Origin of the sequence: Amycolatopsis orientalis DSM 43388 (assembly GCF_000411975.1) — a bacterium.
Taxonomy (GTDB): domain Bacteria; phylum Actinomycetota; class Actinomycetes; order Mycobacteriales; family Pseudonocardiaceae; genus Amycolatopsis; species Amycolatopsis orientalis_D.
This window is the reverse complement of sequence record NZ_ASXG01000079.1, coordinates 156,792-169,411: the sequence shown is the minus strand read 5'-3', so window position 1 is coordinate 169,411 and position 12,620 is coordinate 156,792. Positions and strand designations below refer to the sequence as shown.

Annotated in this window: 13 protein-coding genes; all 13 read right to left on the bottom strand. The window is 72.0% G+C overall.

The features are described from left to right. Nucleotides 1-2: 2 nt before the first annotated feature. The 13 genes from L942_RS16370 to L942_RS16310 all read right to left on the bottom strand — a co-directional run bounded on the left by L942_RS16370 (nucleotide 3) and on the right by L942_RS16310 (nucleotide 12,459). Nucleotides 3-449 carry a Fur family transcriptional regulator gene (locus L942_RS16370; protein ID WP_051166023.1) on the bottom strand — a complete coding sequence of 149 codons (447 nt, stop codon included), beginning with the start codon at nucleotides 447-449 and terminating at the stop codon, nucleotides 3-5. Next, a complete protein-coding gene (locus L942_RS16365; RefSeq protein ID WP_037360988.1) occupies nucleotides 446-1,315 on the bottom strand; it encodes a metal ABC transporter permease in 870 nt (289 codons plus the stop codon). The genes L942_RS16370 and L942_RS16365 overlap by 4 nt, the downstream gene beginning before the upstream one ends. Next, the gene (locus tag L942_RS16360) at nucleotides 1,312-2,211 is read right to left on the bottom strand and encodes a metal ABC transporter permease (RefSeq protein WP_037361113.1); all 900 of its coding nucleotides are present in this window, start codon (nucleotides 2,209-2,211) and stop codon (nucleotides 1,312-1,314) included. The genes L942_RS16365 and L942_RS16360 overlap by 4 nt, the downstream gene beginning before the upstream one ends. After that, complete coding sequence (locus L942_RS16355) at nucleotides 2,201-3,121, bottom strand: metal ABC transporter ATP-binding protein (RefSeq protein ID WP_200862830.1); 921 nt, start codon at nucleotides 3,119-3,121, stop codon at nucleotides 2,201-2,203. The genes L942_RS16360 and L942_RS16355 overlap by 11 nt, the downstream gene beginning before the upstream one ends. After that, nucleotides 3,118-4,077: a metal ABC transporter solute-binding protein, Zn/Mn family gene (locus L942_RS16350; protein WP_037360985.1), complete on the bottom strand. Its 960-nt coding sequence runs from the start codon at nucleotides 4,075-4,077 to the stop codon at nucleotides 3,118-3,120. Before L942_RS16350 ends, L942_RS16355 begins: the two co-directional genes overlap by 4 nt. Nucleotides 4,078-4,303: 226 nt before the next feature. Beyond that, complete coding sequence (locus L942_RS16345; protein ID WP_037360982.1) at nucleotides 4,304-5,128, bottom strand: class I SAM-dependent methyltransferase; 825 nt, start codon at nucleotides 5,126-5,128, stop codon at nucleotides 4,304-4,306. 33 nt (nucleotides 5,129-5,161) lie between these two features. Continuing rightward, nucleotides 5,162-5,566 carry a hypothetical protein gene (locus L942_RS16340; protein WP_037360977.1) on the bottom strand — a complete coding sequence of 135 codons (405 nt, stop codon included), beginning with the start codon at nucleotides 5,564-5,566 and terminating at the stop codon, nucleotides 5,162-5,164. Nucleotides 5,567-5,608: 42 nt separating this feature from the next. Continuing rightward, the gene (gene ykgO, locus L942_RS16335) at nucleotides 5,609-5,731 is read right to left on the bottom strand and encodes a type B 50S ribosomal protein L36 (protein WP_037360975.1); all 123 of its coding nucleotides are present in this window, start codon (nucleotides 5,729-5,731) and stop codon (nucleotides 5,609-5,611) included. Beyond that, on the bottom strand, nucleotides 5,728-6,819 hold the full coding sequence (locus tag L942_RS42030) for a GTP-binding protein (RefSeq protein WP_051166022.1): 1,092 nt from the start codon (nucleotides 6,817-6,819) through the stop codon (nucleotides 5,728-5,730). Before L942_RS42030 ends, ykgO begins: the two co-directional genes overlap by 4 nt. A gap of 123 nt (nucleotides 6,820-6,942) precedes the next feature. After that, complete coding sequence (locus L942_RS16325; protein WP_037360973.1) at nucleotides 6,943-9,117, bottom strand: heavy metal translocating P-type ATPase; 2,175 nt, start codon at nucleotides 9,115-9,117, stop codon at nucleotides 6,943-6,945. Continuing rightward, nucleotides 9,114-9,344 carry a DUF1490 family protein gene (locus tag L942_RS16320; RefSeq protein ID WP_106964911.1) on the bottom strand — a complete coding sequence of 77 codons (231 nt, stop codon included), beginning with the start codon at nucleotides 9,342-9,344 and terminating at the stop codon, nucleotides 9,114-9,116. The genes L942_RS16325 and L942_RS16320 overlap by 4 nt, the downstream gene beginning before the upstream one ends. A 218-nt stretch (nucleotides 9,345-9,562) precedes the next feature. Then, the gene (locus tag L942_RS16315; RefSeq protein ID WP_037360970.1) at nucleotides 9,563-10,972 is read right to left on the bottom strand and encodes a M24 family metallopeptidase; all 1,410 of its coding nucleotides are present in this window, start codon (nucleotides 10,970-10,972) and stop codon (nucleotides 9,563-9,565) included. Nucleotides 10,973-11,007: 35 nt separating this feature from the next. Further along, nucleotides 11,008-12,459, bottom strand: coding sequence for an MFS transporter (locus L942_RS16310; RefSeq protein ID WP_200862829.1), 1,452 nt, complete (start codon nucleotides 12,457-12,459; stop codon nucleotides 11,008-11,010). Between the last annotated feature and the right edge of the window lie 161 nt (nucleotides 12,460-12,620).

Sequence of the window (12,620 nt, the reverse complement as noted above, 5' to 3'; positions counted from 1 at the left end):
CCTCACACAGTGTCAGAGTCAACCCGCGCGAGGCTCCGTGCCGATGTCGAAAGCGCGCACCGCCGGCATACGCCGGTGACGAAGACGACTACCGCGACACGGGAGAACGCGCGTTCCGCCGCCACGGACGCAGCCCAGGCCAAGACGACCCGCAGATCGATCGGGACCGTCTCGGTGCAACGCCGGCAGACCAGGTAACCGCCCTGCGCGTCAGCGCGCCGATAGCGCCGCTCGCCGTTCGGCCCGAGGACGGCGGTCGCCTGGCCGGCCTCGGTGTAGTAGCGCAATGCCCGGTACACCGTGGAAAGCGCGACCTTCTGCCCGGCGCCGGTCATCCGGGCGTGCAGCGCCTGGACGCTCAGGAATTGTGCTGCCTGTTCGAGTTCGGCGAGGACGGCTCGTCGCTGCCGAGTCTCGTAGCGGCTCCGGCGCGCGCCGGAGCCGGTCATGTCGCTGCGGGCCCGGCCATCGCCGTGCTCCGCCGGCGGAGTGCGGAACCGCCGGCGGCGAGCGCGTAGACCGCGGCCGCGACTGCGAGGATGGCGAAACTGGGCGGCAGCACCGGGACCGCGTAACTCAGCCCCAGCCCGATCCACATGTCGGCCACCGCGAGCGCGGCCGACAACGCCAGCGCCCGGAACGGACGGGTGGTCAGATAGAGCGCCGCGCCCGCTGGCGCGGCGAGCAAACCCAGCAGCAGCAAGGCTCCGACGGCCTGCGCGGCTTCGGCGGTGCACGCACCGGTCACGGCGAGAAACACCAGTCCCAGCAGGCGCACCGGCACTCCCCGCGCGGAGGCGACCGCCGGATCGACGGTGGCGAACAGCAGCGGCCGCGCCAGCAAGGCCATCAGCAGGCACAGTGCCACGCCGACGATCGCGGCCAGCACCGCGTCGCCGGCGCTGATCCCGAAGATCGATCCGAAAAGGACGTTCACGCCCGCCGCGCCGTTCCCGGTGCTGCGCTGCGTGGTGTAGACGGTGAGGAAGAAGACTCCGACGCCGAGGATCCAGGCGAAGATGTTGCCGATCACCACGTCGTCGGGGTTGCCGCGCCGGCCGAGCGCGCCCATCAGGACCGCGACCGCGATGGTCGCGGCGAACAGGCCGATCCGCGCGTCGATGCCGAACGCCAGCGCGGCCAGCGCACCGGTGAACGCGACGTGGCTGAGCGCGTCGCCGGTGAAGATCTGCGCGCGCAGGACGAGAAAGTAGCCGACCAGCCCGCACGCCGCGGCGATCGCGGTGCCGGCGAGCAAGGCGTTGGCGAAGAACGGATGCTCCAGCGGGGCGAGCAGCGACGCGAAGGCAGTCATGCGCCGCTCCCGGCCACCGCGGCCCGCCGGAGCGCCGGACGGCGCAACCGGCGCGCGAACTGGACGAGCGCGTACGGGACGAAGGCGAAAGTGGTGACGAAGAACCCGATCGGATACTCCGAATAGTACGCGACACCGAGGCCGAACCAGGTGACGGCGACGGCGAGCACGACCGCGACGACCAGGCTCAGCCCCGGCCGGGCGGTCAGCGCCTGCGCGGTCGCGGCCGGCATCACCAGCAGGGCGAACACCAGGAGCGTGCCGGTGATCTGGCTGGCCGCCGCCACCGCGGCGCCGAGCAGCACCAGGAACACGATCGACAGCAGCCGCACCGGAACGCCGCGCGCGGCGGCCACGATCGGGTCCGCCGAGGCGAACAGCAGCGGCCGGCCGACCACCGCCAGCACGGCGAGGACGACCGCGGTCACCGCCAGCAGGACGAGCACGTCGGCGTCGGTGATGCCGAGGAACGTGCCGAACAGCAACGCGTTCACTCCGTTGAGGAATCCTTTGTACAGGGCGATGAACAGGAATCCGCACGCCAGCGCGAACGCCTGCACGGTGCCGGTCGCGGCCGACTCGTGCCCGTGGCTTTCCTTGCCGCCCCGCGGAATCGCGGCGATCACCAGCGCGGCCGCCACGCAGAACGCGAAGTAGCCGTATCCGGCGCCGATGCCCAGCAGCGTCGCGCCGGCCGCGCCGGGGAACCCGACGACCGCCAGGGTGTGCCCGGCGAACGTCTGCCGGCGCAGCACCATGAACCAGCCCAGCACCGCGGAGACGACGGCGACGATCGTGCCGGCCCGGAAAGCGTTGACCATGAACGGAAACGACCAGAGCTCCTGGATGTCGGCCAGGAGGTTCCAGCTCGGCCCGGCGGGTCCGTCAGCGAGCATCGCGGCCTCCGTCGTGCGGATCACCGTGGCCACCGGGGTTTTCCGGGCCGCCGACGACGACCAGCCGCCCGTCGGAGGTCGTCAGCACCTCGATCGGCGTGCCGTACAACCGGCTCAGCGTGGCGCTCGTGATGACCTCCTCCGGCGTGCCGGAGACCGCGCTGCCGTGCGCGAGGTAGACGACCCGGTCGAGGTGGCGCAGGATCGGGTTGACGTCGTGCGCGACCATCACCACGGCGACCTTCTCCTCGTGGCAGATCCGGCTGACGAGCCCGGCTACCGCGCTCTGGTTCGGCAGGTCGAGGCTGTCCAGCGGCTCGTCGAGCAGCAGGAGCGCCGGACGCCGCACGAGCGCCTGGGCGATCAGCAGACGCTGCTGCTCGCCACCGGACAGCTCGCCGATCGGGCGGTGCGCGTAACCGCGCGCTCCGACCAGTTCGACGACCTCGGCGATGCGCGCGTCGGCGCGGCGGCGGGAACCGAACCGGGAGGCGAACGGCAGCGGCACGCCCCAGCGGTCGCCGTCCCAGCCGAGGCGCACGATGTCCAGTCCGCGGATCCGCAGCGACGCGTCGAAACTGCGCCGCTGCGGCAGGTAGCCGATGCGGTGGTTGTCCCGCCCGGCAGGAGCACCGAGCACCCGGACCGTGCCGGACGCGGGCAGTTCCCCGAGGAGCACCTTCACCAGCGTCGACTTCCCGACGCCGTTCGGGCCGAGCACCGCCACGAACTCGCCGGGAGCGACGTCCGCGCTCACCTGGCTCCACAGGGTGCGGCCGCCGACGCGGACCGCCGCGTCGCGGACGGAGACGACAGGTTCGGGCCGGTGCATCGCATCGGGCTCGCCGGGCCGGTCCGGCGGCGGCGCGGGACGCCCCGCCGTCCGGACCGGCGCAGTCGGCTCGCTCACTTGCCCGTCGCCTGCGCGAGAGCCTGTTCGATGCCCTGCAGCTGCTTGGTCTGCCAGTCCTGGAACGTGGCCCCGGCCGGGGTCAGGGTCTCGGTCACGGTCGCCACCGGGATCCCGGCCGCCTTGGCCGCGGCGACCTGCGCCTGCACGTCCGGGGTCGAATTCTGGCTGTTGTAGACGTAGATCTTGATCTGCTTGCCCTTGATCTGCGCGTCGATGGCGGCCTTGTCGGCGGCGGTCGGATCGCTGCCCTCGCTGATCGCGTCCAGGAAGGACTCCGGCGTGAGCATCTTCAGGCCGAGGCCTTCGGCGAGCGGCGTGACGATGGATTCCGAAGCGCCGATCGGGGTTCCCGCGTACTTCGCCTTGATCCCGGAAACCAGTGCGGTGTACTGGCCCAGCGCCTTCGTCTCGAAGTTCTGCTTCTGCGCGTCGAAGTACGCCGCGTCGGCCGGGTCGAGCTTCCGGTAGTCCGCGGTGATCTCGTCGATGACCTTGTGCACGTCGTCGGGCGAGTACCAGCGGTGCGGGTTGCCGCCGGCCTTGACCCCGACCGCGTCGCCCACGGTGAGCACGGTCCGCTTCTCGTTGGGGTTGGCCGAGATCAGCTTCGGCGCCCACGGGTCGTAGCCGATCCCGTTGACGATCGCGAACTGCGCCGAGGCCATCGTCCGGCCGTCGGCCGGCGTCGGCTCGTAGTCGTGCGGGTCGGCGTCCGGGTTGTTGATGACGCTGTGCACGGTCGCGTGCTCGCCGCCGAGCTGCTCGGCGATGCTGCCCCAGAAGTTCTCCGCCGCGACCACGGCGATTTTCGTGCTCGAGCCTGCCGCCGCGCTGGTGCCGCCGTTCTGGGCCGGGGCGGTCGTGGAACATCCGGTGGCCGCCGCGGCGACGGCGCCGGCCAGCACGAGGCCGGCGGCGCGCCGACGGACGGAGCCGGCGAACTGAAACATCATCCGGGAACGCTCTCCTCAGCAAGACGGGACAGCCCGGGACCGGGTACCCCGAACGGGCGGACACCGGGACGCTAGATGAAAGTGATTATCACTTCAAGGCCGCGCGGAATGGCAAATGGCAACCGTTTCCTATTCGTGACCGGCGGCGGATGCCGCCGAAAAGACTGATTTTTCTGCGGTTAATGGAGAATGTCCGATTCGGATCGGCGGAGCTTTTGCCGGCGATTCACGCAGTGCGGGTCCTGCTGCCGTGTCCGATGAGGACAGTGGGGCGGAAAACGGTCGTTCCCTGCTCTTGCAGGGAAATCCAGAACCTCCGCCGGATTCTGGACACGGCCGCCTCGCCGAGGCCGAAAAGCAGGCCGCGGGTTCCCGAGCCGATCACGAAGTCCCACGCCCGGGCCGCGTCGAGCGGGATCTCCGGCGTCACCGAACGCACTTCCGGGCCGGTCGCGCCGATTTCCCGCAGCCAACGGGCGAGACCGTCCGCGCTTTCCAAGCGCGCACTGGCTTTTCGCTGCCGGGAGAGATCGGGTGCGGGCAGCCCGGCAGCGGCCCGCTCCGCGGCGGCGGCTTCGGCGAACGGGCGCACGACGGGCTCGACCGCGCCGCCCTCCCAGGTCGTCGCGAGAAACCTGCCGCCGGGCCGGAGCAACCGCACCAGGTGCCGGCCCCCGGCGTCCAGGTCGGGGAAGAAGAACACCCCGAACAAGCACAACACCGCGTCGTAGCCCGGTTTCCCGTCCGCGGTCCAGGCGGTCGCGTCCGCTCGGCGGAACCGGATGCCGCCGACCCCGCGGGCGGCCGCGCGTTCCCGGCCGTCGCGCAGCAGGGCTCCGGAGAGGTCCACCGCGTCGACGTGCCCGGCTGGGGAGACGCCGCGCGCCGCGGGGATCGCGGCCGCGCCGTTGCCGCAGCAGGCGTCCAGCACGCGATCGCCGGGCCGCAGTCCCGCGGCCCGGACCGCGGCCTCGCCGACCGGCTCCCACAGCAGCGGAGTCCATCGCGCGAACGCCTCGGCGGCCGCGTCGAACACCTCGGACACCTGCACGAGCGTTCCTCCCCGCACCTGGCGCGGCACCGGTCACCCGGTGCCGCCGACTGTGACCGGACGCAGTCGCGCCGGCAGCGGTTTCCCTTCCCGGACACCGGTTTCGAGCCATTCGCACAGGGCCGCGGTGTCGTCCGGCTCGTGCAACGGCCCGGCCACCGCGGCCGGGCCGAGCGGCCGCAGTTCCGAGTCGCACCGCTGCACCAGCGCGTACGCACCCGGGCCGCCGCTGTTCCCGCCGCAATCGCGGGAACACGGCGCCTCCCCGGCGCGGAGCGACCGGAACAGGCAGCCCGACCGGATCAGGACGCCATACCGGGCGGTGCTCACGACCGTGCGCAGCGCGGCGAGCACGTCGTGCTGCCCCGGCGGAGGAAGGCATCCCTCCTGATCGCACAGCACGACAGCGAAACCCGACTCGAAAAGCACTTCAGTCATCGCGAACCCCTCGGCAGCGGCTGGATGCGGGCCGGCTGGCCGTCAGCCCTGCCGCGCCTTGAACTTCGGGTTCTTCTTGTTGATCACAAACGTCTTGCCGTGCCGCCGCACCACCTGCGACCCCGGCTTGTTCTTCAGCGAGCGAAGCGATTTCCGCACCTTCATCGATTCTCCTCCGTCATCTCCGAAAAAATCGAACCCACCGGCGCCGCCGGCATCGGCAACGCGCGCGCCAGCCGCAGCGGATCGGGGTAATCAGCCCATTCCAGCGGGCCGCCCGCGCATTCCGCCGCCGTCAGTTCGCAATCCAGCAGCGCGGCCCGCAGCTCCTCCTTGTCGACCTCGTCCCCGGTGAACGCGAGCACGGTGCCGCGGCGGTCTCCGTCCGGCGAAGCCGGATCGAGCAGGCCGTCGTCGTCCCATCCCCCGCCGTCCTCGAAACTCACGTGCGGGCCGACGCCGCGCCACACCACCCGATTCCCCGGGACCGACGCGATCCAGAGCCTGCCGCGGGACCAGACGCTCCCGGCGGCCATCGCGGGCATCGCCCGGGCCAGCCGCTCCGGGTGCAGCGGCCGGCGCGCCCGCACCACCGCAGTCCGGAAGGGGCCGGATTCGTCCAGCACCGGAACCGTGACCGCGCCTGGAGCCAGCCGGGCGATCACCTCGCCGACGTCGTAACCGCCCGCGCCCAGCCGAAATTCCGGCCGCCCCGGCTTCCCGCCCGCGCGGACCGCCCGGGCACGAGGAGCCAGCTGCGCCAGCAGGTGTTCCCCGCGGCCGCGGCCCGAACCGGCCGCCGGCAGCACGCAGGTGTCCGCGCACGACAGCGCGTCCACGAGGTGTTCGCCGACCGGGAGCCCGTCCACCGGGGCCGGGTCCCACAGCCAGTCTTCGAGCCGCTCCGGATCGAGCGCGACGACGACCGCGTCCACCTCGGCGAGCTCCCCGGCCTCGTCCAGCACCTGCGGGAGATCGACCGCGAACGGAAGCCGCAGCACCAGATCAGGCCCGGCGACCGCTTCCCGGGCCTCGGCGACCGCGGCCGGCAGATCGCGGAGCACCGCGGAGGTCCGGTCGCCCTCGCCGAGACGCGCGACCCGGCACCCGCCGCCCGAATCCAGCCATCGCGACCACGAATGCCCGTCGTGCCGGTAGGCGAGCACCGCGGCGCCCTGGGCGGCCAGCCGGGCACAGGCCGGCGCCACCACGCCCTCGTCGGGTCCGGAGAGCACGGTGAGCCGCAAGCGCATGCCCGCAGCCTACACGATAATGATTGTCGTTTCCATTAAGCAGGCAAAGTGGCTCTTGCCGGACCTGGTTTGCCATCCCGGACCTGCGCAGCCGAATTCCGGGCCGCGCCTGGCGAACCCGGTTCAGCCGCCGGTGCGCGGACGCCCCGGGGCGCCTGCCGGGAGCTGGTACCGGATGAGGCGCGAACTGTTCGCCACGACCGCGACCGAGGACGCGTTGTGCAGGATCGCGGCCACCACCGGCGAGAGCGCGCCGCCGGCCGAGATCAGCAGGCCGAGCGTGTTGATCGCGATCGACATGCCGTAGTTCTGCCGCACGACCGACACCGAACGGCGGCTGAGGTCGCGCAAATCGAGCAGCGCGCGCAGGTCGTCGCCGGCCAGCGCCACGTCCGCGGTCTCCACGGCGACGTCCGTTCCGGACACGCCCATCGCGATCCCGATGTCGGCCAGCGCGAGCGCCGGCGCGTCGTTGGTGCCGTCGCCGACCACCGCCACCGCGTGGCCGGAGTCCTGCAACTGCTTCACCACGTCCTGTTTGTCCTCCGGCAGCACCCGCGCGCGGAACTCGTCGATGCCGAGTTCCGCGGCCACCGCCGCGGCCGTCTCCGGGCTGTCCCCGGTCAGCAGCACCATGCGCCGGACCCCGTCGGCCCGCAACGCGTCGAGCACTTCCTTCGATTCCGGCCGGACGCTGTCGCGCAAGGACACCAGGCCGATCAGCCTGCCGTCGACCGCGAGCAGCAGCGGGGTCTCGGTGGCCTCCTGCAGCCGCCGCACCCAGTCCCGCGCCTCGTCGGCGATCGGCACGTTCTGCCGCCGCAGCAGTTCGAGGCTGCCGATCAGCAGGACGCGGCCGTCGCTGTGCACCCGCATCCCTTGTCCCAGCAGGACTTCGCACTCCTCGTGCGGCGGGATCTCGATCCGGCGGTCCTCGGTGGACCGGATGACCGCCTGCGCGAGCGGATGCCGCGAATGGATCTCCGAACTGGCCGCGTAAGCCAGCACCTGCTCCGGCGACCATTCGTCGGCGAAAGAAATGACGTTGGTGACCATCGGCCGGCCCAGCGTCACCGTGCCGGTCTTGTCGAACACGACCGCGTCGACCCGGCCCGCCGCCTCCAGGTGCGCGCCGCCCTTGATGAGCACGCCGCGGCGCGCGCCGTTGCCGATCGCCGCGCTGATCGCGGTCGGCGTCGAAAGCCCCACCGCGCACGGGCAGGCCACGAGCAGCATCGTCATCGCGCGCCGGACGTCGCGAGTGGCCAGCAGCGTCAGCGCCGACAGCGCGAACGACGCCGGCACGAACCGGCGGGAGAAGTTCTCCCCCACCGTCTGGATCGGCGCCCGGTCGGCCTGCGCCCGCTCCACCCGCTCGATGATCCGGCCGATCGCGGTGTCCCGGCCCACCGCGGACGCGCGCACCACCAGCCGCCCGCGCAACAGCACCGATCCGGCGTGCAGCGGCGAACCCGGCGCCACCGCGACCGGCAGCTGCTCGCCCGTCACGGCCGACGTGTCGACGACGCCCTCGCCCTCGACGACCACCCCGTCCACCGGCAGCACCACGTGCTCGTGGACGACCACCTCGTGCCCGGGCTCGACGTCGGCGATGTCGACCTCGAGTTCCGTGCCGTCCGGCAGCCGCGTCCAGGTCCGGGTCTCCGAACCGGTCAGCAGCTCCGACACCGCCCGCCGGCTGCGGCGAAGCGTCAAATCCTGCAGGTACTCGCCGATGTTTAGCAGCCACAGCACGGTCAGCGCGACCACGTTCTCCCGCAGCACCAGGCTGGCCACCGTCGCCGCCGACACGAGCGCGTCCGTCCCCGCGCCGCGACCGCCCGCCAGCGAGCGGACCGCGCCGCGCAGGAACGGGTAACCGGTGAAAATCGTGACCCCGGTGGCCACCGCCCGCCCGCGCGCTCCCAGCAGCGGAGGCCGCCGCAGCGCGTACCGGCGCAGCCCCAGCACCGCCAGCGCCGCACCGCCCACGACCAGCCGCACGAGATCGCCGTTGTGCACGTCCGCCGACCGCGGCGTCCGGCCCGCGGCGCTCGCCGGGTCCGCCCGCAGGCCGGCGTCGATCACCTTGCGCAAATGCTCCCGGTCGCAACGGCCAGTGCGGTACCAGACGACGATGTTGCCGGTCCGGGGGTACGCGTGCACCTGCCGCACCCCGGCCACCCGGTCCACCTCGTCCTCGACCGCGACCGCCAGCGCCGGACGCCCGCGCAACGCGGCGCTCTCGAACCGCGCGCGCCCCGCGGCGTCGGCGACCAGCGTCGCGAGCCCGCTCAATGCTCGTGCCCGTGCCCGGCCGCCGTCCCCGGCGCGGGAGCCTCCTCGCCGATCCGGGCCCGGGCCTCGCTCACCACGTCCGCGGTGACCAGCCGGGCCTTCTCCGCGCCGGCCTCGGCCGCGCGAGCACCGCGCAGGCCCCACGCCGTCACCGTCACCGTGGCCTGCCGGACCGCGTTCGACTTGGCGACCTTCTTCACTCCGTCATACGCCGCCGCACCGGCCAGACCCGTCGCTACGACCTATGCCGCCTTGACGATCACGTGGCTCCACATGAGACCTCCTGCACGTTGTCCAGCACGGTATACCGATCGCGCGACCTGGGCATCCGGGAACAGCCGCGACCGCGTCCGGCGCCGCCGCCGAGGCCTCATGATAACGACTTCCATTTCAAGGAAGCCGCCCGGGGCCGCCGGGACCGTCGCCTTGCCGGTCCCGGCGACGCTCACGCCCGGAAGGGCTCGACGGAGGTCCGGCAGGTCAGATTCTCGAAGCCGGTCTCGGTGACGACGTACAGGTCGCCCAGGTTGGAACCGGCGACCAGCGGATCGACCCACTGGGCGTGCAGGACGAACACCATCCCGGGCTCCATCCGGTCGGTGTTGTGCGAGGCGACGTTGTACTGCGGCAGCTTCGGCATCCCGATCGCGTGCCCGAGGTTCGGGTTGTGCGGTCCGGGCGCGGCCGGGTACACGTGCAGCAGCCGGCGACCTTGCGCTTCCCAGTCCGGGTCGGCGACGGGCCGGCGCGGAACCGGGCGAGGCGAGCCGTCCGGCAGCGCCTCCCAGTTGAACGGCATGGTGCGGGTTTCCTTCGATTTCAGGTAGCCCCGTTCCACGTAAGCCTCGAAGGCGGCGTCGTGCAGGTCGCTGAACTTCGTGCCGGGCTTGATCAGGACTTCCGCCCGGCGCACCGCGTCGACGGTCATCTCGAGGACTTCTTCCTGTTCGTCGGTCGCCGTGCCGATCACCATCATGCGCGCGGCCTGGGCGCAGTAGCCGAGATACGTGACGTTGGAGATGTAGAGGTTGAGCAGATCGCCGTCGCGGATGACGTGCCCGTAGGGCTTGCCGCAGTGAGTGCCGTACTGGTTCACGCCGATCTGGTAGCCGTCTCCGGTTTCGCCGCCGCGCGACAGTTGCGCGTAGGAGAACGCCGCGTAGACCTCGTAGTCCGTGACGCCGGGCCGGGTGACGTGGCAGGCGGCCTCGTACCCGATGTCGATCAGCTGCCCGGCCGAGCGGATGAGGGCGATTTCGGCCGCCGACCGGATCCGCTGCATCCGGAGAATCATCTCGGTGGCGTCGCGAAACCCCGTGCCGGGCAGGAGTTCCCGCAGTCCCGCCCAGCACGGCGCGGCGGTGTCGTCGCCGATCAGGCCGAGCTGCCCGCCGGCGAGGCCGAGCCGGCGCAGCACGCCCGCGGCCGCCTCGACGGTCTTGCGCAGCGGCGAGCCCGGCCGGTCGACGCTTTCCCGCCCGAACGGCGAAACCTGCCAGATCTCGCCGACCAGCAACGGCTCGCCGCCCGGCGGGACGACGGCCGACTCGGTCCAGAACGACAGCAGTTCCGGCGCCAGCCCGGCGTCGGTGGGGACGATCAGGACTCCTTCCCGCATCCAGTCGCAGAGATACCGCAGGAACGGGTTCGACGTGTGGTACCAGCCGACCAGACTGGCGTGCACCAGGATCGCGTCGAGACCGGCGACGGTCGCGTCCCGGCGGAGCCGCTCGATCCGGTCCGCGTACTCGGCCTCGGCGATCTGGTCCGCCGGTTCGAAAGCGAAACTCGGTTCGAAGCCGTGGAGAAGGGATTCCATCCGCCGGTAGTCGACCGGGGCACTGTATTGCCGCACTGCGGCCTGCCTTTCTTCGAGGAATGCGACGGGGCTCAGACTGGGGTCCGGTTGATTTCTTCCAGCGACAGCCGGTAGGTCTCCGGGGCGAACCGGGCGGCGATCGCGAGGACGACGTACATCGACGCGAGCATCAGGAAGACGCCGGACATCCCCCAGCCCGCGAAGACCGGGACGGCGACGAGCGGCATCACCGCGCCGGAGACGTTGCCGATGCCGTTGACGATCGAGGTGCCCAGCGCCCGCACCTCGGTCGGGTAGACCTCCGGCGACCACGCCGCGAGCGTGGTGTTCAGCAGCAGGGCGAAGAGCTGGAAAGTCCCGCCCAGCAAGAGGATCAGCACGGTGCCGTGCGCGAAGGACGCGAACGCGACAGCCGCGCCGCAGCCGAGGACGGCGGCGGCGACCACTGTGGTCCGGCGGCCGACGACGCGGGCCAGCAGCGCGGCGGCGCACGCGCCGAGGAGGCTGCCGAAGTTCATCACCATGGTGAACGCGAGACTGTCGCTGATGCTGTAGCCCTGGGCGACGAGAATGCTCGGCATCAGCACCAGCAAGGTGATCTGCGCGCCGAACGACATCCAGGACGCGATGCCGATCGCCGCCGTGCGGCGGAGGGAACCGGCCGTCGCCAGCGTCCGCAGCGGCACCGTCCGGCCGACGACGGCCGGGATGTCGGCCTCGGTCAGGTACGGCGTGACCTCGCCCCGGTTCTTGCGGCGGAGCCGGCCGGAGGCGAGCGTCGTGAGTGCCGCGTTCGCCTCGTCGAGCCGTCCCTTCGACAGCAGGAAGCGGGGAGACTCGGGCATGTACCGGCGGATGAACACCACGAGCACGGCGGGGACGGCGAGCAGCACGTACAGCCAGCGCCAGCTCGCCGAGGTGCCGCCGAGGGCGTCGTTCAGCGGGCCGAGCACGACCAGGAACAGGCCGAAGGCGACGAAGTTGCCCACCCCGCCGGAGCCGATGTTGAGCGACGCCGCGACGGTCCCGCGGTACTTGGTCGCGACCATCTCGGTGACCAGCGCGAGGCCGACGGTGAACTCGCCGCCGAGCCCGACGCCGACGATGAACCGCGACACCTCCAGGAACACCAGGTTCGGCGAGACCGCGCTGAGCACGCCGCCCAAGGTGTAGAGCAGCAGGTTGAACGCCAGTGCGTAGCGGCGGCCTTTGCGGTCGGCGAGGTAGCCGGTGCCGACCCGGCCGACGAGGCCGCCGACGATCATCACGGTGTTGACGAAGGCGAGGTCCGCGGTCCCCGCCCCGAAGCTGGCTTTGAGCCCTTGGGTGATGGCGCCGGTGGTGTCCTGTTCGAGTGCGTCGAAGAACATGCCGGCCAGCACCAGGCCGGCGACGATCGCGTGCGCGCGGGTCCAGCCGATCCGGTCCATCACCTCCGAGAGGCGGCCGGGAGCCCCGGCCGCGGCGGGCGGCGGCGCGGCGGGACGAGGAGCGGTGCGGTGGGGGAAATCCGGGGACGACATCTGGCCGATCTCCTTGTGCCAGAGGAATCTGCCCGTGGCGGGGCAGGGTTCCGGGCGGTCTCGGCGGCGCGCGCAGCGGTCGCGCGGGCGAGGGCCCGGGTGCGCGTCGCCGGCGGAAACGCCGGGCGCGCGGCGGGATGCGGGCCGGGCGCCCGGAACTG

Coding starts and splice junctions, on each gene's coding strand:
- L942_RS16360 (WP_037361113.1), bottom strand. CDS start 2,211: ATGCTCGCTGACGGACCCGCCGGGCCGAGCTGGAACCTCCTGGCCGAC.
- L942_RS16310 (WP_200862829.1), bottom strand. CDS start 12,459: ATGTCGTCCCCGGATTTCCCCCACCGCACCGCTCCTCGTCCCGCCGCG.
- L942_RS42030 (WP_051166022.1), bottom strand. CDS start 6,819: ATGCGCTTGCGGCTCACCGTGCTCTCCGGACCCGACGAGGGCGTGGTG.
- L942_RS16370 (WP_051166023.1), bottom strand. CDS start 449: ATGACCGGCTCCGGCGCGCGCCGGAGCCGCTACGAGACTCGGCAGCGA.
- ykgO (WP_037360975.1), bottom strand. CDS start 5,731: ATGAAGGTGCGGAAATCGCTTCGCTCGCTGAAGAACAAGCCGGGGTCG.
- L942_RS16350 (WP_037360985.1), bottom strand. CDS start 4,077: ATGATGTTTCAGTTCGCCGGCTCCGTCCGTCGGCGCGCCGCCGGCCTC.
- L942_RS16340 (WP_037360977.1), bottom strand. CDS start 5,566: ATGACTGAAGTGCTTTTCGAGTCGGGTTTCGCTGTCGTGCTGTGCGAT.
- L942_RS16365 (WP_037360988.1), bottom strand. CDS start 1,315: ATGACTGCCTTCGCGTCGCTGCTCGCCCCGCTGGAGCATCCGTTCTTC.